Source organism: Streptomyces sp. NBC_01224 (genome assembly GCF_036002945.1).
Classification (GTDB): Bacteria; Actinomycetota; Actinomycetes; order Streptomycetales; family Streptomycetaceae; genus Streptomyces.
The window spans coordinates 6637730-6657997 of the sequence record NZ_CP108529.1 but is presented as its reverse complement, the minus strand read 5'-3'; the positions used below and the strand labels follow the sequence as shown (position 1 = coordinate 6657997).

The following is a 20268-nucleotide window of genomic DNA, read 5'->3' as shown; positions in this document are numbered from 1 at the left end:
CGGAGAAGCTCCGGGGTCCCGGTTCACCGGGACAGCACCGGGACGAGGACGTTGTCGCTGCGGCGGCCGGCCTGATAGTCGGCGACGTTCTGGACGGTGGCGTCGATGATCTGGGCCACGGCGTCCTGGGTGTAGTACGCCTGGTGCGAGGTCACGACGACGTTCGGGAAGGTGACGAGCCGGGCGAGCGTGTCGTCGTCGACGCCCTCCAGGGACTTGTCGAGGAAGAAGAGCCCGGCCTCCGCCTCGTACACATCGAGTCCGACACCCAGGAGACGGCCCGCGCGCAACTCGGCGACCAGCGCCGTGGTGTCGATGAGTCCGCCGCGGCTGGAGTTGATCAGGATCGCGTCGTCCTTCATGTGTGCCAGGGCGTCCTTGCCGATGATGTGGTGCGTCGAAGGCAGCAGCGGGACGTGCAGGCTGATCAGGTCGGAATCGGCGAGGAGCCGTTCCTTCTCCACGTATTCCATGCCGAGCCCGACGCAGGCGGGGTTCTCGACGACGTCCCAGCCGAGCAGCTTCATGCCGAAGCCGTGGGCGATCCGGGTGAAGGCCTCGCCGATCTTGCCCGTACCGATCACGCCGGCCGTGCGGCCGTGCATGTCCCGGCCGAGGAGGCCGTCGAGCCGGAAATCGAAATCGCGGGTGCGGCTCGCGGCCCGGATGATGCGGCGGTTGACCGCCATCGCGAGCGTCCAGGCGAATTCCGCGACCGAGTAAGGCGAGTAGTAGGAGACGCGGACGACCCGCAGGGCGAGCCGCTCGGCGACGTCGAGATCGATGTTGTTGAAGCCGGTGGAGCGCTGGGCGATCATCTGCGTGCCACCCGCTGCGAGGGTCTGCAGGACGCTGCTGCCCAGGTCGGCGTTGACGCTGGTGGAGATGATCTCGTGGCCCGCCGCGATGGGGGCGGTGTCCTCGGTGAGGAAGACGTCCAGGCAACGGACCTCGTGCTGTCCGGCGAAGGCCTTCTCGAGCAGCGGCTTCTCGTCGGACTGCACACCGAATGCCAGGATTTCCATGACTTCTCCCGTTCATTGCGCAGATCAGGGGACATGGGCCGGTCATCGCGAATATACGACCCATGCCCCCGGTGCGCCGCCCGGTCCCCGGTGCGCCGCTCAGCCGAAGAAGACACCTGCCTCCGCGTAGAGGGCCGGGTCGACGGTCTTGAGCCGGGCAGTCGCCTCCGCGATCGGCACCCGGACGATGCCGGTGCCCTTCAAGGCGACCATCGTGCCGAAGTCGCCGTCCCGCACGGCATCGATCGCGTGCAGGCCGAAGCGGGTGGCCAGCCAGCGGTCGAAGGCGCTGGGGGTGCCGCCGCGCTGGACATGGCCGAGGACGGTCGTTCTGGCCTCCTTGCCGGTGCGGCTCTCGATCTCCTTGGCCAGCCATTCGCCGACGCCAGAGAGCCGGACATGACCGAAGGAGTCGTGCGATCCGTCCTTGAGAATCATCTCGCCCTGCGCGGGCATGGCTCCTTCGGCGACCACCACTATCGGTGCGTAGCTCGCCCTGAAACGGGAAGTGACCCAGGCGCACACCTGATCGATGTCGAAGCGCTGTTCCGGGATGAGGATGACATTCGCACCGCCGGCCAGTCCCGAGTGGAGCGCGATCCAGCCCGCATGACGGCCCATCACCTCGACGACGAGAACCCGCATATGGGATTCGGCGGTGGTGTGCAGCCGGTCGATGGCCTCGGTCGCGATGCCGACAGCCGTATCGAATCCGAAGGTGTAGTCGGTGGCGGAGAGGTCGTTGTCGATGGTCTTGGGAACGCCGACGCACTTGATGCCGTGCTCGTCGGACAGGGTCGCCGCCACGCCCAGGGTGTCCTCGCCGCCGATCGTGATGAGCGAATCGACCTCGTACTGGGCGAGGTTGTCCCTGATCCGGCGGACGCCGTGCTCCGCGCCGAGCGGATTGGTGCGCGAGGAACCGAGGATGGTGCCGCCGCGCGGCAGGATGCCGCGCACCGCCGGAATGGAGAGCGGCACCGTCTCGCCCTCCAGCGGGCCGCGCCAGCCGTCCCGGAATCCGATGAAGTCGTAGCCGTACTCCTGCACGCCCTTGCGGACGATGGCGCGGATGACCGCATTGAGCCCGGGACAGTCGCCGCCCCCGGTCAGTACTCCGACCCGCATGGAAGCATCCCTTCGCCGAAGTGAGCCCCCCGACCACCACGTTAATCGTGATCCAGGTCACTCGGGGATGGGGTGAAAGGTCAAATCCGTTGCGTTACGGGGCGGTTGGTCTCACAGGTGCGGAGCTGCACGCTCCGGCGCGTTCAGGCGTCGTCGAGGCCGCGCTCGATCGCGTACCGCACGAGCTCCACCCGGTTGTGCAACTGGAGCTTGCCCAGGGTGTTCTGGACGTGGTTCTGGACGGTGCGGTGCGAGATGACCAGACGCTCGGCGATCTGCTTGTACGAGAGCCCCTTGGCGACCAGCCGCAGCACCTCGGTCTCGCGCTCGGTGAGCTGCGGGGCCTTGGGTTGTTCGGACGCGACAGGCGCGGGGTCGGAGGCGAGCCTGCGGTACTCGCCGAGGACCAGTCCGGCAAGGCCCGGGGTGAAGACGGGGTCGCCGACGGCGGTGGACCGCACGGCCTCGGTCAGCTCCTGCGTACTGGCCGACTTGAGGAGATAGCCGGTGGCGCCGGACTTGACCGCCTCCAGCACGTCGGCGTGCTCGCCGCTCGCGGAGAGCACCAGGACGCGCAGTCCGGGGTAGGAGCCGACGAGTTCCTTGCAGACCTGTACGCCGGGCATGCCGGGCAGGTTGAGGTCGAGTACGAGGACGTCGGGGGTGGCGGCCTTCGCCCTGCGGACGGCCTGCGGCCCGTCACCGGCGGTCGCCACCACTTCGAAACCGGACTCGGAAAGATCGCGGGCGACGGCATCGCGCCACATCGGGTGGTCGTCGACGACCATCACCCTGATGGTCCGCTCCTCGGCACCCTGGATGTTCTCCGTGCTCATCTTGCTGATCCTGCCTTCCCCCGTGAAACCTTCGGAATCTTCAACTCGACCTCAGTGCCCTGGCCGGGCACCGAAATCAACTCTGCCGTGCCGCCCAGGTCACGCAGCCTTCCCCGGATCGACAGGGCGACCCCCATCCGCCCCTCGCCCTCGGCCTGGGCGAGCCGCCCCTCCGGGATGCCGGGGCCGTCGTCCCGGACCGTCACGATCACCTCGTCCGGCCAGTCCTCGACGAGGATCCAGGCCTGGGCATTCTCCCCCGCATGGACACGGACATTGTCCAGGGCGGCACTGACAGCGGCCGCCAGCTCCTTCGCCGCCCAGGGAGCGAGCAGCACCGGCGCGCCGGGCTCCGCGAAACTGATCCGGGAGCCGGCGTGCGGTGCGAGCAGGGAGCGCAGATCGCAGTCGGCCTGCCCGGACGGTTCGTCGTCGACCTCGACGCTGCGGACCACGGCGCCCTCGGCTGCGTCCTCGGAGACGCGGGTGGTGGGCACCAGACCGCTGGAGACCAGGGTGCGCAGGGCGACTTCCTGCTCCCCGGCCATCCGGCCCAGTTCGGCGGCCTCGCCGCCCAGCGCCGTGCCGCGGCGCTGCACCATCGCGAGGACCTGGAGCACGCTGTCGTGGATGTCGCGGGCCAGCCGCTCCCGCTCGCGGGTGGCGGCCTCGATCTCCAGAGCGCGGGCGAGGGTGCGCTCACTGGCCCTGGCCACCTCGACGACGTAACCGATGGCGATGGAGGCGACCCAGACCAGCAGGACGTTGTGGAAGGTGTCCCGGCTGGGCTCGCCGCGCTCGATGATGTTGGCGACGGCGACGAAGGTGGAGGCGAAGGCCGCCCAGCGCCAGCCGCCCTTGATCGCGAAGGCCAGCACGGAGCCCGCGGTCCAGATGGACGGCAGCGTCGGACCGTCGACGAGCTGGGCCTCGAAGTCGGCGAGCGGGGTGAGGAGGATGCCCACGAGGGCGAGGGCCAGGTCGGCGCCGAGGAAACGCTTGGTGCAGGCGACGGCGCCCGCGACCTTCGGAAGGGTGCCGAGCGTCCACGCCGCCATCACCACCAGAAAGGCGATGGCGACCCACGGCCGGTCGTACCTGTCCCGGCCGAAGACTGCGAGCAGGATCGCGTAGATCATCGTCAGAATGCGGTACGCAGTCAGCGCACGCCACAGCGGCTGCTCGACCGACATGCGGACGACCCTCTCGCGCCTGGCCATTTCCCCACCCCCCGGACGGGAACGACGCGGTTACGCGCCGGACCGTTCCGTCACCCTTGCGTTCCGGACTCTCTGGCCGCGTGCTTCTGCTCCTCGGCGCGGCGCTTCGCCTCGTCCGCGATCTGCCGCTTGGCTGCGGTCGCGTAGATGTCGACGTACTCCTGGCCGGAGAGCTTCATGATCTCGTACATCACCTCGTCGGTGACCGAGCGCAGGATGAAGCGGTCCCCCTCCATGCCGTGGTAGCGGCTGAAGTCGAGCGGCTTGCCGATCCTGATCCCGGGGCGCATCAGCTTGGGGATCACCTGGCCCGGCGGCTGGATCTTCTCCGTGTCGATCATCGCGACGGGGATGACGGGCGCTCCGGTGGCCAGCGCCACCCGGGCGAGTCCGCCGGGCTTGCCTCGGTAGAGGCGGCCGTCGGGCGAGCGGGTGCCCTCCGGGTAGATGCCGAAGAGCCCGCCGCTCTCGATGACCTCGATGCCCGCCTTGATGGCCGCCTCGCCGGCGCCGCGGGCACCCGAGCGGTCCACCGGGAGCTGGCCGACGCCCTTGAAGAAGGCGGCGGTCAGTTTGCCCTTCACGCCGGGCGCGGTGAAGTACTCGGACTTGGCGATGAAGGTGACCTTGCGGTCCAGGACGGCCGGCAGGAAGAAGGAGTCGGAGAACGACAGATGGTTGCTCGCGAGGATCGCCGGTCCCTGCGCGGGGATGTTCTCCAGGCCCTCCACCCATGGCCTGAAGGCGAGCTTCAACGACCCGCCGATGGAGAACTTCATTGCGCCGTAGATCAACTCGGGTGCCTCCTGTGTGCTGTCCGACAGACCTTAACCCGTGGGACCGTCCGCGCTCCCGCCCGGCACGGAGCCGAAGCGGCGGCCGGGGCCGTAACGACCCTGGTCGGTGTCGGTCCGGTCGCGTACGGTGAAGTAATCCTTCTGCACTCCCCCCTTTCGCTCCCCTTCGAGCCTCACGAACAGGAGACCCCGGTGCCGGTCCTGCCTGGAGCCGAGCCGTTCCGCCACGAGGGCGGAGAGGTCGGTGTCCTTCTCTGTCACGGATTTACCGGTTCCCCGCAGTCGCTGCGCCCCTGGGCCGACTATCTGGCGGAGCGCGGGCTCACCGTCTCGCTGCCGCTGCTGCCCGGGCACGGCACCCGCTGGGAGGACATGCAGATCACGGGCTGGCAGGACTGGTACGCGGAGGTGGACCGGGAGCTGCGCGCCCTGCTGGAGCGGTGCAGCCAGGTCTTCGTCTTCGGGCTTTCCATGGGCGGCGCGCTCACGCTGCGGCTGGCGGCGAAGCACGGGAACGCGATCAGCGGTCTGGTGCTCGTCAATCCGGCGAACAAGGTGCACGGCCTGTCGGCGTACGCGCTGCCGGTCGCCCGCCATCTGGTGCGGACGACGAAGGGACTGGCGAGCGATATCGCCCTGGAGGGCTCCGACGAGGTGGGGTACGACCGGGTGCCGTTGCACGCGGCGCATTCGCTGCGGAATTTCTTCCGCCTGGTCGACGCCGAGCTGCCCCAGGTCACCCAGCCGATCGTCCTGCTGCACAGCCCGCAGGACCATGTGGTGCCGCCCGCCGACTCGGCCCGGATCCTCAGCCGGGTGTCGTCGACGGATGTCGAGGAGATCCTGCTGGAACAGAGCTACCACGTGGCGACGTTGGACCACGATGCGGAGCGGATCTTCGACGAGAGCTACCGGTTCATCGGCCGCCTCGCTCCGAGCGTAGGAAAGAAGGGGAGCACGTCAGGTGGCTGAGCACGACGCGGAGCGCGCGGGCAGCGAGGAGGGACGCGAGCCCCTGCCCGCGGAAGGAGCTGCCCTCCCCGCGGAGGGAGCGGCTCTTCCCGCGGAGGGAACGTCCGTCCCCGACGACGGTACGGGTCCGCAGGATGCGGCTGCCCAGAAAGTAGCGCCGGGCGCCGACGGCGAACGGTCCGACCCGTCGATCGACGAGGACGCCGTGTGGAAGGCGATCGTGGCGGGGTACGGCGAGGAGCCGCCGGACCCGCCGGGCGCCAAGCCATTCAGGTCGATCGAGGATCTCGCGCTGCTGGAGGATGATCAGTCGGGGGTCCTGGATCCGGACAAGGGGGTCGGGAAGAAGGCCCCGAAGCCGCCGGAGAAGCCGCTCGGCAGCTCGATCGTGTTCGCCCCCGGCGTCGCCGGTCCGCGCGACTACGAGGTCGAGGAGCCGAAGGACGGCGACATCGACGACAGCGACGAGGGGCACTTCGTCCCTCCGGAGCCGCCGCCACTGCCGGAGGCCGATGTCACGGCGAAGTTCGCCTGGCTCGCGGTCGTCGGCGGTCCGGTGCTGATGCTGGTCGCGGTGCTGCTGCGGTGGGACATGACCTGGTGGCTCACGACGGTCTGCGTCGGCGGATTCCTGGGCGGCTTCGTCACGCTGGTGGCGCGGATGCAGGACGACGACGAGGACGGCGACGACCCGGGGCGCGGAGCGGTGGTCTGAGACCGGAGGCCGGTCGGGGTGGCCTTGAGCTGCTGCCGCGCAGCTCAGGGCCTGGTCGCGGGTACCCGTAGTGCCGCCAGCACCGGCAGGTGGTCCGTGGCCGCCCGCAGGTCAGCGTCGGTGACACCGGGGAGCCCTGCGGGGACACCGCAGCCGAGCACCTCGATCCCGCCCGTCGCGAACACGGCGTCGATGCGCCGCCGCGGATGGTCCGGCGAGAAGGTGTTCTCGTCACCCCACGGCCTCACGGCCCAGCAGTCCTGGAGCCGCCCGGCCAGCCGCCGGAACGCGGTCCCGGTCGGTACATCGTTGAGGTCGCCGGCCGCGATGGCGTGCTCGACGCCCATCGCGTCCAGCCGTTCCAGCAGCATCTGCGTCTGGGCCAGGCGTTCGTCGCGCTGCAGGCTCAGATGGAAGCTCAGCAGACCGATCCGGGTGCCCGCGATCCGTACCACCGATGTGGCGAAGCCCCGGCGGTGCAGGCCGGGGGTGAGTGGCAACAGCACGTCCTGTGTCCGCTCCACGGTGGCCCGCAGCGAGCAGAGCAGCAGTGGCCCGGCCGCCGTGGCGCCGCCGCTCAGGACGACCAGCTCGGTGCGGGCCGCGAGCCAGGCGGCGCGCTTGCGCCAGCGGAAGAAGCGCGGGGCTTCCTGGATGAGGACGAGGTCGGGGGCGCAGGCGCTGATGACGCGGGCCAGTGCCTCGCAGTCGTCGCGCATCGACCGGACGTTGTAGCTGAGCACTCTGATGACGGCCGAACCATCCGGCTCGGTACGGGAGTCGGGCAGCAGCGTCAGGACCATGCGTCTCACGATACGACGGACGCCCGCCGCTCCCCAGGGGGCGCGACGGGCGTCCGGCTCTGTGCGGTTCCGGGTGGTTCAGCCCTGGCGGGCCAGGTCAGCCGCGCCCACCAGACCTGCCTTGCCGCCCAGTTGGGCCGCGAGCACCTGGGCGTGCGGACGCCATTCGCCGCCGATCAGCCAGCGCCGGAACGACTTGCGGATCGGGTCGAGGACGAGCTCGCCCTCGTCCGACACACCGCCGCCGACGATGAACGCGGACGGGTCGAAGAGCGAGGCGAGGTCGGCGAGTCCGGCGCCGGCCCAGCGGGCCAGCTCGCGGAACGAGTCGATCGCCACCGGGTCGCCCTGCCGGGCGGCCGCGCTGATGTGCTTGCCCTCGATGCCGTCCACCGTGCCGTCGCCGAGCGACAGCAGGATCGAGGCGCTCGAAGGGGTGGCGTTGGCACGCTGCTTGGCGTACCGGACGAGGGCGCGTCCGGATGCGTACTGCTCCCAGCAGCCCTGGCTGCCGCAGCCGCAGAGCAGGCCGTCCGGGACGACCCGGATGTGGCCGAACTCGGCGGCCACACCGAAGCGTCCGCGGCGCAGCTTGTTGCCGATGATGATGCCGCCGCCGAGACCGGTGCCGAGAGTGATGCAGATGACGTCGTCGTGGCCCTGTCCGGCGCCGAAGCGGTATTCGCCCCAGGCGGCGGCGTTGGCGTCGTTCTCGACGACGACCGGAAGGCCGACGCGCTGTTCGACCTTGTCCTTCAGCGGCTCGTGCCGCCAGTTGATGTTCGGAGCGAACAGCACAGTGGCGCGCTTGTCGTCGACATATCCGGCGGCGCCGATGCCGACGGCTTCGATCTGGTGGCCCTCGCTCGCACCGGACACGGCCGTCGCGATCGCGTCGACAATGCCTTCAGCCGTCGGCGGGGTCGGCACCTTGAACATCGAGAGGATCTGTCCCTCTTCGTCGACCACTCCAGCTGCGATCTTCGTGCCGCCGATATCGACGCCGATGGTGAGTCCCATGAATCCCTCAGTTTCGGTCGAGCCCCGCTGTGGCCAACCGTACCCGAGCCGGGAACCCGACCCATCGGTGCCGGTCAGTCCAGGTCGATGTGTTCGCCCGCGGCGGGGCCCTCGTCGCGCGGGTCGGTGGGGTCGTCGGCCTTCTTTTCTGTGCCTGCGGGGGCCCCGGCGCCCTGGGTCCAGCGGCGTTCCTGGCCTTCCACGGCGGAGCGGTAGGCGGCGAGGAGTTCGTTGCCGGCCGCGGCGATGTGGTCGAAGACGTCCGGATTGCGTTCGATGACGGGCTCGACGGCGGACTTGGCCTGCTTGATGATCTGCTGCACGGTGCCCTGGGCCGCCGCGCCGAACAGCGGCGACCGGAGGGACGAGACCTTGTCGGCCACGGCGTCGACCAGCTTGCGCAGCTCCTCGGCTGCGGAGCCGGGCGGCGGGCCGTGCTGGGCGCGGCGGCGGGCCTTCTCCGCTTCGAGGTCCTCGGCGCAGGCCTTCGCCCACGCGTCGTCGTCGACGGGACGATCGGTGGCTTCGCTCATAGCGGACTCCTGCGACGTGGTTTGCCTGGCGGCCCGGCATACGGGACACGTACTACCGACGTTACCCGAACCGTGATGCGCCGTTCAGCTCGTCCGGGGCCACAGACCGGGGTCCGGCGTGAACCGGACCCGGAGCACCCCGTCGGTGAGGGCGGCGCCGGAGACGGTGCAACGGCGCAGCCCGGAGTCCAGGGGGACGATGCGGTGGAACGGTCCCACGGTGAGGAGCAGTTCGTCGCCGCGGCGCACCAGCTGGAGGTCCGACTTGACGACACCGGGCAGGGGCAGGCACCAGACCAGAACGGAGTCGCCCTCGCCGGGCGGCGGGGCGGTCACGATCCGGCTGCCGGGCAGCAGCGGCCGCAGCTCGTCGAGGCCGTCCGGAGCGTTCGGGTCCTCGATCCACCAGGGGTCGTCGGCCCGGCCGGGGCTCCGGTCGTCCAGTTCCGCGGCGAGTCCGTCGCCCTCGAAGAGGCCGCCGCCGGTGCCCGCCTCCTCGAAGACGGTGGAGCCGGATCCGGTGTCGAGAAGGGTGAGGTCGTCCAGGCTCCGCGGATCGCGGCCGAGGTGGGGCACTTCGCACAGGGCTGCCGCGGGCACCCATTCCTCGTACCAGTGGTCGATGGTCTTCTCCTGCTGCGCGGCGAGGGCCGCGAACCATGGGTCGCCGGAGTGCCTGGGCAGTACCCGGTTCACCGCGAGGGTGTCGACGCGCAGTCCGTGCAGGGCGAGGCCGGTGCGGGCGGTGCGCAGGGCGTCCTCGGCGGCGGGGCCGGGTTCGGCGACCAGCCGCAGCGTGGTGTTGCGGTCCTCGATCAGTGCCTGGACGGCGGCCAGCTCGGCGTCCCTGCGGGCGGCGGCCTCGTACAGCCACTGGGCGGGCATGGGCACGCCGGCGAGCTGGGCGAGCATCGGGCGCAGGGCGCGTGCGGCCTGGCGTTCCTGGGGCAGCAGCCGGCGCAAATAGCGGCGCAGTTGTTCGGGCAGGGCGAGTACGGCGAGCGCTTCGCGCAGCGGCGGCAGGTCGACGACGAGGAGTTCGTAGCCGCCCGGCGACCAGTCGCCCCGGGCGGCGCGGCGCAGGGCGTGCAGGAGGGCGAGCTGGGCGCTGCCGGGGAGTTCGGTGAGTTCCTCGCCGTCCAGCCGGTTCCCGCCGAGCAGGTCGAGCACGCCGGACGCCTGCTCCTGGAGGGTGAGCAGTTCGCTGCGGAAGTGTTCGCCGGAGTCGATGCGGGCGGACCACAGGCCGTCCGTGACCTCGGCGGGTTCCGTACCTTCGGGGAAGCCGGGTATGGCGTCGGCGGAGAGCAGCAGGGTGCGACGCCCGCGACGGGCCGCGGCCAGCGCAGTCGCCGCCGCGACGGTGGTACGGCCGGCGCCGCCGGGGCCGGTGACGAGGACCGTACGCACCGGGTCAGGCCTTCGGGACGGACTCGACGCGCTTCTTCAGGCCGGCCAGGGCGCGGTCGATGATGACCTTCTCGGCCTTGCGCTTGATCATGCCGAGCATCGGGATCTTGACGTCGACGGTCAGCCGGTAGGTGACCTCGGTGCGGTCGCCGTCGCCGAGCGGGGCGAGCGCGTAGGAGCCGTCGATGGCGCGCAGCATCTGGGACTTGACGAGGGTCCAGCTGACCTCGTAGTCGCCGATCCAGGTGTACGCGAGGGTGTGGTCGTCCTTGATCGCTCCGGCGTCCAGGACGAGACGGACCTTCTCGGCGCGGCCCTGGTCGTCGGTGGAGAGGACCTCGGCCTCCTTGACCTCGCCGGTCCACTCCGGATAGCGGGCGAAGTCGGCGATCACTCCCATGACGTCGGCCGGCGCCGCCTCGATCGTGATGCTCGAGCTGGTGTGTTCAGCCATCGCCGTGGCTCCTCCAGTGCGGTGTACCGGTGCGTCGGCAGAGGCCTGCCGTCAGAAGGCTATCGCGTGTGCACGGCGCCTCGTTCCAGGGTCCGGTGCCGGTGCGGTCACCATTCCAGGGCCCAGGGCCTGCCGGTTGACGCGAAGTGGCCGACGTTCACGCATTCGGTGGTGTCGATCCGCATCCGGCGGACCAGCGGCTGGTGGACATGGCCGAACAGTGCGTACCGGGGGCGGGTCCTGCGGATGGCGTCGAGCAGGGCCCGGCTGCCGCGTTCGAAGCGGCGCGCCACCGTGTCGTACGTCAGCTCCGGCACATCGGGGGGAATGTGGGTGCAGAGCACGTCGACCGGGCCGACGGCCTCGATCTTGGCCGCGTACTCCTCGTCGCTGATCTCGTACGGGGTGTTCATCGGGGTCTTCAGACCGCCGCCGACGAAGCCGAATACGCGGCCGCCGATCTCGACGCGGTCGCCGTCGAGGACGGTGGTGCCCGGGCGTGCGTACTCGGGCCACAGGTCGGGGATGTCGACGTTGCCGTAGGTGGCGTACGTCGGGGCGGGGAAGGCGGCGAAGAGTTCGGCGTACTGCTTGCGCACCGCCGAGACGATCGCGGCGTTGCGGTCCATGCCCGCCCACAGGCCGCGGCCGAACTCGCGGGCCTCCTCGTAGCGGCGAGCAGTGCGCAGTTCGACGATCCGGTCGGCGTTCTCCACGCCGAACAGATCGGGGAAGATGCCGCGCGAGTGGTCGGCGTAGTCGAGGAAGAGCACCAGGTCACCGAGGCAGATCAACGCGTCGGCGCCGTCCCCCGCGCGGGCCAGGGCCTCGGTGCTGCCGTGCACGTCACTGACCACATGAACGCGCGTGCGCCGTGCGGTCGAGGTTCCTCGGCTGTTCGGTCCGGCTGGCATGACGATCACCCTAGAACTCTGCTGTCCACCTGGGTAGAGGCCGCCGGACCTGCGACGACCTCCGGGCGGTAATCACAGTGGACTACTGTGCGCGCAAGGATCACCGTTGTGTGTGACGCATAAGACATCTGGCCGGAACCCCCTATCGGGAACCGAGTACTGGTGGGTAACGTCCGGGCAGTCCAGCCGTGCTCACACCACTGAGCACCCGCCAGTCTTGGACCGCAGCCGGTGCGTCACACAGAGCCGTGGCACCGGAGCCCGATGAGGAGCAGCAGTCTTGCGCGAGTTCAGCCTTCCGGCCCTGTACGAGGTCCCCTCGGACGGCAACCTGACGGATCTCATCCGCCGCAATGCCGCTCAGCATCCCGATGTTGCGGTGATGAGCCGCAAAGTGGCGGGAGTGTGGACCGATGTCGACGCCACACAGTTCCTGGCCGAGGTCAGAGCCGTCGCCAAGGGTCTGATCGCTGCGGGCATCGAAGCGGGCGACCGGGTGGCCCTGCTCTCCCGTACGCGCTACGAGTGGGTACTGCTCGACTTCGCGATCTGGAGCGCGGGCGCGGTCACCGTCCCGGTGTACGAGACCAGCTCGCCCGAGCAGATCCAGTGGATCCTCGGTGACTCCGGTGCCACCTTGTGCATCGTGGAGTCGGAGGCGCACCAGGCCTCCGTGGTCTCGGTCCAGGCGGATCTGCCTGCCCTGAAGGGCATCTGGCAGATCGAGGACGACGCGGTCCGCCAACTGTCGGCGACCGGCGAGGACGTCTCGGACGAGACCCTGGACCTGCGGATGGCGAGCGCCAAGGCGGACGACCCGGCCACCATCGTCTACACCTCGGGCACCACCGGCCGTCCCAAGGGCTGCGTGCTCACGCACCGCAGCTTCTTCGCGGAGTGCGGCAATGTGGTGGAGCGGCTGAAGCCCCTCTTCCGTACCGGCGAGTGTTCGGTGCTGCTCTTCCTGCCCGCCGCGCATGTCTTCGGACGGCTGGTCGAGGTGGCCTCGGTGATGGCCCCGATCAAGCTCGGCTGCGTACCGGACATCAAGAATCTCACCGATGAACTGGCCTCCTTCCGGCCGACGTTGATCCTCGGTGTGCCGCGGGTCTTCGAGAAGGTCTACAACTCGGCGCGCGCCAAGGCGCAGGCCGACGGCAAGGGCAAGATCTTCGACAAGGCCGCGAACACGGCGATCGCGTACAGCCGCGCGCTGGGCACCCCTCAGGGCCCGTCCATGGGCCTGAGGTTCAAGCACAGGGTCTTCGACCGGCTGGTCTACAGCAAGCTGCGGGCCGTTCTCGGCGGACGCGGCGAGTACGCGATCTCCGGCGGCGCACCGCTGGGCGAGCGGCTCGGCCATTTCTACCGCGGTATCGGCTTCACGGTGCTTGAGGGCTACGGGCTCACCGAGACGTGCGCGGCCACCGCGTTCAATCCGTGGGACCGGCAGAAGATCGGTACGGTCGGCCAGCCGCTGCCCGGCTCGGTCGTCCGGATCGCCGACGACGGCGAGGTACTGCTGCACGGCGAGCACCTGTTCACCGGCTACTGGAACAACGAGGTGGCGTCGGCCGAGGCACTGGCCGACGGTTGGTTCCACACGGGCGACATCGGCACGCTCGACGAGGACGGCTATCTCGCGATCACCGGACGCAAGAAGGAGATCATCGTCACGGCGGGCGGCAAGAACGTCGCTCCCGCGGTGATCGAGGACCGCATCCGCGGGCACGCCCTGGTCGCCGAGTGCATGGTGGTCGGCGACGGGCGGCCGTTCGTGGGCGCGCTGATCACCCTGGACGAGGAGTTCCTGGGCCGCTGGGCCGAGGAGCACGGCAAGCCGGCCGGCTCGACGGCCGTGTCGCTGCGTGAGGACCCGGAGCTGCTGGCCGAGGTGCAACGGGCGGTGGACGACGGGAACGCCGCGGTGTCCAAGGCGGAGTCGGTACGCAAGTTCCGCATCCTGGCGTCTCAGTTCACCGAGGAGGCGGGGCACATCACACCGTCGCTGAAGCTGAAGCGGAATGTGGTGGCGAAGGACTTCGCGGACGAGGTCGAGTCGATCTACCGAGGCTGACCCGAAGCATGTGAGAGGGGGCCCGCACGGCGTGTGCGGGCCCCCTCTCACGTACTCGCGCGGGCCCCCTCGGCGTACCGCGTCACGTGTGGTCAGAGCAGCGCGCGGAGCCTGTCGGCCAGCAGGTCCCAGCGCCACTTCTCCTCGACCCAGGCCCGCCCCCGCTCTCCCATCCGCTGCCGCAGCTCCGGGTCACGGAGCAGGGTGACGATCCGGTCGGCCGACTCCTCCACGGAGCCGCCGCGCACCACCCAGCCGGTCTCGCCGTCGAGCACGGCGTCCGGCGCACCGCCCGAGTCGCCCGCCACCACCGGCAGTCCGGTCGCGGACGCCTCCAGGAAGACGATGCCGAGGCCCTCCACGTCGAGGCCGCCTCGACGGGTCCGGCACGGCATGGCGAAGACGTCGCCCGCGCCGCAGTGGGCAGGCAGTTCGTCCCACGGCACCGGCCCGGTGAAGCGCACCGACTCGCCGACCCCCGTCTCCTCGGCCAGCCGTTTCAGCTCCTTGGCGTACGGTCCGCCACCGACGATCAGCAGCACCGCGTCCGGTACCTGCGCCAGGATCGCGGGCATCGCGAGGATCAGCGTGTCCTGGCCCTTGCGTGGCACGAGCCGTGACACACAGACGACGACGGGCCGGTCCGAGAGCCCGAGCCGGGCCCTGATCAGGTCCCCGCCGGAGTCCGGGTGGAAGGTCTTCTCGTCGACGCCGGGCGGCAGTTGAACCATGCGGTCCGCCGCCTCGGGACTGAGTGTGGTGGCGATCCGGGAGCGGGTGTACTCCCCCAGGTAGGTGATCGTGTCCGTGGTCTCGCCGATCCTGCCCAGCAGCTGCCGGGCCGCGGGCAGCTGGGCCCAGCCCGCCTCGTGCCCGTGCGTGGTGGCGACCAGGCGGCGGGCACCGGCCCTGCGCAGCGCCGGAGCCATCAGCCCGAGCGGGGCCGCGGCGCCGAACCAGACGGATGTGCAGCCGTGTACGCGCAGCAGCTGCACCGCGCGCCGGGTGACCCGCGGGGTCGGCAGCAGCATCGTCGTACGGTCTCGGACGACGGTGAACGGCTGCTCGGCGTCGAAGGCGGCGGTGGCCGCGATGCCTTCGGGGCTGCGCTTCCAGGTGGAGGTGTATACGACGATCTGTCCGGGGTCCAGGCGCAGTGCCATGTTGTGCAGGAATGCCTGGATGCCGCCGGGGCGGGGCGGGAAGTCGTTGGTCACGATCAGGGTCTTGTCCATCCCGGCCGACAGTACCGGGCGGCCGGGCCGATGGCTCTCGCACAGGCCGGGCGGGCATCATGGCTCGTCGTACCCACTGCCGAAACGGATGAGGCGTCCATGACGGGATCGACCGGCGCGCGGCTCGCTCTCGCGGTGTGGGCCCTCACCAGGGTCACGCTGCTGCTCTGCGTCACGAAGGTGATCACGCTGCCCGGACCGGACGTGACCAGTGATGTCTCGGTGATCTACCACGGCTGGTCCGAGGTCCTGAAGACCGGTACGTACCCGCAGTCCGACGTCACCTGGCAGTACCCGCCCCTCGCCGCGCTCGCCATCCTCTCCCCCGCCCTGCTCCCGTTCCTGGACTACGCCTCGGCCTTCTTCGTCCTCGCGTTCCTGTGCGACGGGCTGGTGCTGGGGCTGCTGCTGTACGCGGGCCGCCGGACCGGCCGGTGGACGGCGGGCGCCTGGGTGTGGGTGGCGGGGGTGCCGCTGCTCGGTACGACCGCGTACGCCCGCTACGACGTGATGGTGGCGGCGGTGGCGGTGGCGGCGCTGCTTGCGGGGGTGCGGCATCCGCGGGTGCTGGGGGTGCTGGCCGCCGTGGGGGCGCTGCTGAAGGTGTGGCCGGTGCTGATCCTGGCCGGTACCGCACGTGGGCCGCAGACGCGCCGGGCGTGGACGGCCGCGGCGGTGGCGGCGGCCGGGTTGCTGGTGGTCTGCACCGTGGCGATGCCCGGTGCGCTGGCCTTTCTCGGCTTCCAGCGCGACCGGGGCACCGAGGTCGAGTCGCTGGGGGCGCTGGTCTTCCATGTGTGGCGGCAGTTCGGCTGGCAGGGCCGGGTGGAACTGCACTACGGCTCGCTGGAGTTCCTGGGTCCGCATGTGCCGCTGGTGAGCACGCTCGCCCTCGGCCTGTCCGTCGTGGCCTTCGGCTGGCTGCTGGTGTGGCGGCTGCGGGCCTGTGACTTCCGGGTGAACACCCCGGCCGACGCGGCGTTCACGGCGGTGCTGCTGTTCACGACGACGAGCCGGGTGATCAGCCCCCAGTACATGGTGTGGCTGGTCGGCCTGGCGGCGGTCTGCCTGGTCTTCCGCGACAGCCGGATGGGGCTGCCGGCCGTTCTGGTGCTGCTCGCCACGGGCATCACTCAGCTGGAGTTCCCGCTCGGTTTCGTCCATGTGGTGACCAGCGACGCGATGGGCGTGACGCTGATGTTCCTGCGCAACGGCCTGCTGGTCGCGGCGACGCTGATCGCCTGCCGGCAGCTGTGGCGGCAGACGGTGTCCGGGATGCCGCGCGAGGGCGGCCGGCCGCCGGCCGCCCGGTCCGGCGCCGGCCGGGATGCCGAGCCGGTCGGCTCCTGAGCGCGTCTCGCTCAGAGCCTGTCGGGTGACCTCCGATCGGATAACGGACGCGGTCTGGTGCGTGCGATTCCAAGGCGAAGGAGGGAGTCGACGCGAAGGGGGTCCCCCCATGCCTTCAGCTATGGGGGAGTCGGTGACTGACGACAACGCGGGAAGCGTGCGTGCCAGGGCGTGGCCGCCCGGTCGGAGGGCACCCGACAGGCTCTCAGCCGAGCCGGGAGCGCAGATACTCCCGCCAGCGTGCCGTGAAGTCCTGCGGGGTTGTGGAGAGCACCTTGTGCATGGCCTGCTCCACCGCCCCGTCCCGCCCTGAGTGCCCTCCGACGGCCCGATAGAAGGCGAACAGCTTCTTCTCGCCCCAGTGGTCGGCGATCAGCTCGCAGGCCAGCCAGGCGCCCTCGTACGCCCTCGCCAGACGCGCGGGGTCTCCCGCGAAGCCGAAGTCCTCGCCCGTGGGGAGCTCGGCGGGCAGATCGCCGCGCAGGACGGCGCCGGCCAGTTCGGGCGCGGCCTGTGCGGCGGTACGGTCCTCGGCGCGGTAGGCCGCCCAGTCGGCGAAGCCCTCGGAGAGCCAGGTCGGGGTGGCGGCGGAGGTGCGGGTGCGGGTGGCGACATGGGTGATCTCGTGGGTGAGGACGATCCGCTGTCCGAAGGTGCCGAGCATGCCGTACGCCTGCGGGTTGACGATCACCCGGTCCGCGGGCGCCCGGTCCGGACCGCCGGTCTGCGCGGTGGTGACGGCCGCGATGCCCCGGTAGTTCGCCGCCGGTGACCCCAGCAGATCCGCCATGTCCTCCATGGTGTGCGGTACGAGCACCACCACGCGGCCTGCCCAGCGTTCCGGCCAGGCGTCCGAGACGGCGGGCACCGCCCGGTCCGCGGCCCGGGCGATCCGGCGCAGCTCCTGCTCGGTGCGGCCGACCCCGAGGACGAGGCTGTGCTTTCCGTCCACGACCTGGACATCGCCCTGCTGCCAGAGCTGCCGGCCGCTGTCCTTGCCCGCCCGGTCGCCGACGATGTACCAGCGGTCGTCCGCGCTGTCCCGTCTCAGATCGAGCACCCGGTCCGCGGTGACCGGGGCGGCGTCGTAGCCCTTGATCCGGTAGCGCAGCTGTATGTCCGCGGTCGCCCGGTCGGTGCCCTGTCCGGTCACGTCCGTCAGCCGGTACGTCCATGAGCTCAGCGGTACGTCCGCGAGGTTGTCCAGTTCCCGGCGCTGGGCCGTGCGCAACCCGGTGGCCCTCGGGTCTATGGCGGCCAGATAGGCGTCCGTGTCGTGTTCCAGCACGGCGGCCGCGCGGCGGTCCAGGGTGGCGCGGATACCTCGGGCGGTGGAGTCCGGGGCGGCGCCGTCGTCGGGGGCCGCGCAGGCGGAGACGAACAGCAGCCCGGCGAGCAGCACTCCCGCCGTGCGCCGTCCTCCGTTACGTCCCCGCGGTGCGGTACGCCGCCTGTCAGTCACCCGGTCGAGGGTACGGGTCAGATGCGGGTGACCGAGGAGACGGGCATCATGCCGACGGGGTCGTAGCGCACCGGGGCACCCGGGTACGGGGCGTGGATCACCTGGCCGTTGCCGACGTACATGCCGATATGGCCGGCGTCCGCGCGATAGGCGACCAGGTCGCCGGGGCGGGCCTCGGAGAGCGGCACCATGTGTCCCGCGTACCGCTGGGCCTGTGAGGTGCGCGGCAGGCTGACCCCGGCCTGGGCGTACGCCCACTGCATCAGCCCGGAGCAGTCGAATCCGGCCGGCCCGTTGGCCCCCCAGATGTACGGGCGGCCCAGTGCCTGCCGGACCGCCATGACGGCTGCGGCCGCCCGTGCGGAGCCGGCCGGCAGAACGGCCGTGGCCGGGAACACGTCGTCGCGGCCGGAGCGCGAGGACCGCTCGAAGTCCGCCCGGTCGGCCCCGGGCAGCGCGTCCAGCAGCTGCTTGGCCCGGGCGAGCTTGCGCTCGACGGTCTGTTTGTGGCGGGTGGCGGCCGCCCTGTTGCGCTCCAGATCGGCCAGCGCCCGCGCGGCCTCCGCGCGGGTCTGCGCGAGAGAGCGCTGAGCCTGCTGGAGCTGCCGCAGCTCGGTGGCCTGATACTCGGTCAGGCGGTCCAGGGTGGCCGCCCGGTCGAGGTAGGTGTCCGGGTCGGAGGAGAGCAGCAGAGCGAGCGAGGGATCGAGGCCGCCCGAGCGGTACTGCGCGCTCGCCACCGAACCGAGCGCCGTACGCATCCGGTTGAGGCGTTCCTGGTCGCGGGCCGCCCGGTCCTGGGTCCGCTTCAGCTCGCCGCGCAGCCGGTCGGCGTCCTCACCGGCCTTGTTGTACTGCTCGGTGGCCCGCTCCGCCTCGCTGTACAGCCGGTCGAGCCGGGCCTTGGCGGTCCGGGGCGTGTCCTGCGGGTCGGCGTTCGCGGTGGCCGCCCCGAGCGTGGCGGCCGCGGTCGCCGCCGCGGCCGACAGAACAGTGACCCGGGCGCCCCGGTTGAGGCCGGGCTGTGTGGAACGGCGATGGGACACCACAGGACGCCGCACTCCCTTCCGCTGTAGGCAGACGCGCGCAGCCCCTGCCGCCCGGGACGGGCGGACCGACGACCGGGAGCTGCACGGCAGGCAGACAGTAGTCGGACGATTACGGAGCGACCAAAGGCTGCGCCGGGCGGCAGGACGGCAGAAACGGCGACGCCCCGCCGGTGACCTGTGGTCTCCGGCGGGGCGGACTGTCTGCGCGGGCGCGGGAATTCGCCCGTTCGGGCGTCGTCAGCCGACGCGCACGCCGAACTGGAAGCTGCCCATGGTGTTCATCGACTCGTAGCGGACGACCGTGCCCGTGTACGGGGCGTGCAGGACGGTGTTGTTGCCCGCGTAGAGGCCCACGTGAGACGTGTTGTTGAAGAAGACCAGGTCGCCCGGCTTCAGCGCGCTGCGCCCGATGTGGACACCGTCGTTGACCTGGGTGTACGTGACCCGGGATATCTGGACGTTGGCCTGGGCGTAGGCCCACTGGGTCAGCCCGGAGCAGTCGAAGGATCCGGGGCCGGTGCCGCCGCGCTGGTACGGCTTGCCCACCTGGGTGGCGGCGGCGTTCAGGGCGGCGGCACCCCAGGCGGAGGCGGGGGCCTCCTTGCCCAGGTCGACCCGGTCGCCGGCGGAGCGGCTGGCACGCTGGTCGTCCTCGCGCATCTTCGTGCGCTCGGCTTCGGTCATCGTGTTGAGCAGGCGCTGCGCCTCGGCCAGCTTGTCCTGGAGCTTCTTCTTCTTCGCGCCGAGCGTCTTGCGCACGTCCGCGAGGTCACCGAGCTTGTCCTGGGCCTCCTTGCGCTCCTGCGCGAGGACCCGCTGCTTCTCCTGGATCTTCCCCAGGGTCTCGGTCTGCTTGGCCGTCAACTGGTCGAGGGCCGAGGCCTCGTCGAGGAAGGTGTCCGGGTTGGACGAGAGGAAGAGCTGCACCGACGGGTCGATGCCACCGGAGCGGTACTGGGCGGCGGCGAGCGAACCGAGGCCGTTGCGCAGGTTGTTGATCTCCTGCTGGCCGCGGGCCACCTTGTCCTGCAGCGCGCCGACTTCCTTCTCCAGCTTCTGCTGCTTCTCCTTGGCGCCGTAGTACTGCTCGTTGGCCTCGCCGGCCTCATGGCCGAGCTTCTCGACCTTCGCCTTGACCTCGCCCTTGGAGGGCTTCGGATCGGCGTGGGCGGCCTGGGAGGTCAGGGCCACGGCCGCGGCGGCGGTCACGGTGAGCACGGTCACACGGGCGCGGCTCGGCTGCTTGGGACGACGGTGGGACGCCACGG

At 70.7% G+C, this 20268-nt stretch carries 19 protein-coding genes; 4 read left to right on the top strand and 15 right to left on the bottom strand.

All coding sequences use genetic code 11. From position 1 onward, the window contains the following. Positions 1-23 precede the first annotated feature (23 nt). From OG609_RS29945 to OG609_RS29925, 5 genes are all read right to left on the bottom strand, one after another. Positions 24-1025 (bottom strand): 2-hydroxyacid dehydrogenase, encoded by a 1002-nt coding sequence (locus OG609_RS29945; RefSeq protein WP_327275684.1) that lies wholly within the window; start codon positions 1023-1025, stop codon positions 24-26. 99 nt (positions 1026-1124) lie between these two features. Continuing rightward, on the bottom strand, positions 1125-2153 hold the full coding sequence (locus OG609_RS29940) for a 6-phosphofructokinase (protein ID WP_327275683.1): 1029 nt from the start codon (positions 2151-2153) through the stop codon (positions 1125-1127). Between the two features lie 143 nt (positions 2154-2296). Beyond that, positions 2297-2989: a response regulator transcription factor gene (locus tag OG609_RS29935; protein WP_327275682.1), complete on the bottom strand. Its 693-nt coding sequence runs from the start codon at positions 2987-2989 to the stop codon at positions 2297-2299. Then, the gene (gene macS / locus OG609_RS29930; protein WP_327275681.1) at positions 2986-4209 is read right to left on the bottom strand and encodes a MacS family sensor histidine kinase; all 1224 of its coding nucleotides are present in this window, start codon (positions 4207-4209) and stop codon (positions 2986-2988) included. The genes OG609_RS29935 and macS overlap by 4 nt, the downstream gene beginning before the upstream one ends. A 50-nt stretch (positions 4210-4259) precedes the next feature. Then, positions 4260-4988 carry a lysophospholipid acyltransferase family protein gene (locus OG609_RS29925; RefSeq protein WP_382898901.1) on the bottom strand — a complete coding sequence of 243 codons (729 nt, stop codon included), beginning with the start codon at positions 4986-4988 and terminating at the stop codon, positions 4260-4262. A 210-nt stretch (positions 4989-5198) separates the two neighbouring features. Between OG609_RS29925 and OG609_RS29920 the strand changes: the two genes are divergently transcribed. Together OG609_RS29920 and OG609_RS29915 are read left to right on the top strand one after the other, a co-directional pair. After that, positions 5199-5978, top strand: coding sequence for an alpha/beta hydrolase (locus OG609_RS29920; protein ID WP_327275680.1), 780 nt, complete (start codon positions 5199-5201; stop codon positions 5976-5978). After that, positions 5971-6693, top strand: a complete 723-nt coding sequence (locus OG609_RS29915) for a hypothetical protein (protein WP_327275679.1) — start codon at positions 5971-5973, stop codon at positions 6691-6693. The genes OG609_RS29920 and OG609_RS29915 overlap by 8 nt, the downstream gene beginning before the upstream one ends. A 44-nt stretch (positions 6694-6737) precedes the next feature. Here the strand turns inward: OG609_RS29915 and OG609_RS29910 are convergent, their stop codons facing one another. The 6 genes from OG609_RS29910 to OG609_RS29885 form a co-directional block, all read right to left on the bottom strand. Further along, a complete protein-coding gene (locus OG609_RS29910; protein WP_327275678.1) occupies positions 6738-7496 on the bottom strand; it encodes an endonuclease/exonuclease/phosphatase family protein in 759 nt (252 codons plus the stop codon). A 78-nt stretch (positions 7497-7574) separates the two neighbouring features. Then, a complete protein-coding gene (locus tag OG609_RS29905) occupies positions 7575-8516 on the bottom strand; it encodes an ROK family glucokinase (RefSeq protein WP_327275677.1) in 942 nt (313 codons plus the stop codon). 74 nt (positions 8517-8590) lie between these two features. Continuing rightward, positions 8591-9049 carry a DUF5304 domain-containing protein gene (locus OG609_RS29900; protein ID WP_327275676.1) on the bottom strand — a complete coding sequence of 153 codons (459 nt, stop codon included), beginning with the start codon at positions 9047-9049 and terminating at the stop codon, positions 8591-8593. 84 nt (positions 9050-9133) lie between these two features. Beyond that, positions 9134-10459, bottom strand: a complete 1326-nt coding sequence (locus OG609_RS29895) for an ArsA family ATPase (RefSeq protein ID WP_327275675.1) — start codon at positions 10457-10459, stop codon at positions 9134-9136. A 4-nt stretch (positions 10460-10463) separates the two neighbouring features. Continuing rightward, complete coding sequence (locus tag OG609_RS29890) at positions 10464-10913, bottom strand: SRPBCC family protein (RefSeq protein WP_266361911.1); 450 nt, start codon at positions 10911-10913, stop codon at positions 10464-10466. A 107-nt stretch (positions 10914-11020) separates the two neighbouring features. Beyond that, positions 11021-11827 carry a metallophosphoesterase family protein gene (locus OG609_RS29885; RefSeq protein WP_327275674.1) on the bottom strand — a complete coding sequence of 269 codons (807 nt, stop codon included), beginning with the start codon at positions 11825-11827 and terminating at the stop codon, positions 11021-11023. A gap of 280 nt (positions 11828-12107) precedes the next feature. Here OG609_RS29885 and OG609_RS29880 point away from each other — a divergent pair, with 280 nt between their 5' ends. Next, complete coding sequence (locus OG609_RS29880) at positions 12108-13904, top strand: AMP-dependent synthetase/ligase (protein WP_327275673.1); 1797 nt, start codon at positions 12108-12110, stop codon at positions 13902-13904. A 92-nt stretch (positions 13905-13996) separates the two neighbouring features. Here the strand turns inward: OG609_RS29880 and OG609_RS29875 are convergent, their stop codons facing one another. Then, positions 13997-15139, bottom strand: coding sequence for a glycosyltransferase family 4 protein (locus OG609_RS29875; RefSeq protein ID WP_327275672.1), 1143 nt, complete (start codon positions 15137-15139; stop codon positions 13997-13999). A gap of 99 nt (positions 15140-15238) precedes the next feature. On the opposite strand from OG609_RS29875, the gene OG609_RS29870 reads away from it, so the two are divergent. Continuing rightward, positions 15239-16489 (top strand): glycosyltransferase family 87 protein, encoded by a 1251-nt coding sequence (locus OG609_RS29870; protein WP_327275671.1) that lies wholly within the window; start codon positions 15239-15241, stop codon positions 16487-16489. A 205-nt stretch (positions 16490-16694) separates the two neighbouring features. Here OG609_RS29870 and OG609_RS29865 read toward each other — a convergent pair whose 3' ends face one another. From OG609_RS29865 to OG609_RS29855, 3 genes are all read right to left on the bottom strand, one after another. Beyond that, complete coding sequence (locus OG609_RS29865; RefSeq protein WP_327275670.1) at positions 16695-17951, bottom strand: hypothetical protein; 1257 nt, start codon at positions 17949-17951, stop codon at positions 16695-16697. A gap of 17 nt (positions 17952-17968) precedes the next feature. Continuing rightward, positions 17969-19000 carry a C40 family peptidase gene (locus OG609_RS29860; protein ID WP_327275669.1) on the bottom strand — a complete coding sequence of 344 codons (1032 nt, stop codon included), beginning with the start codon at positions 18998-19000 and terminating at the stop codon, positions 17969-17971. 237 nt (positions 19001-19237) lie between these two features. Then, a complete protein-coding gene (locus OG609_RS29855) occupies positions 19238-20266 on the bottom strand; it encodes a C40 family peptidase (protein WP_327275668.1) in 1029 nt (342 codons plus the stop codon). Positions 20267-20268: the final 2 nt, after the last annotated feature.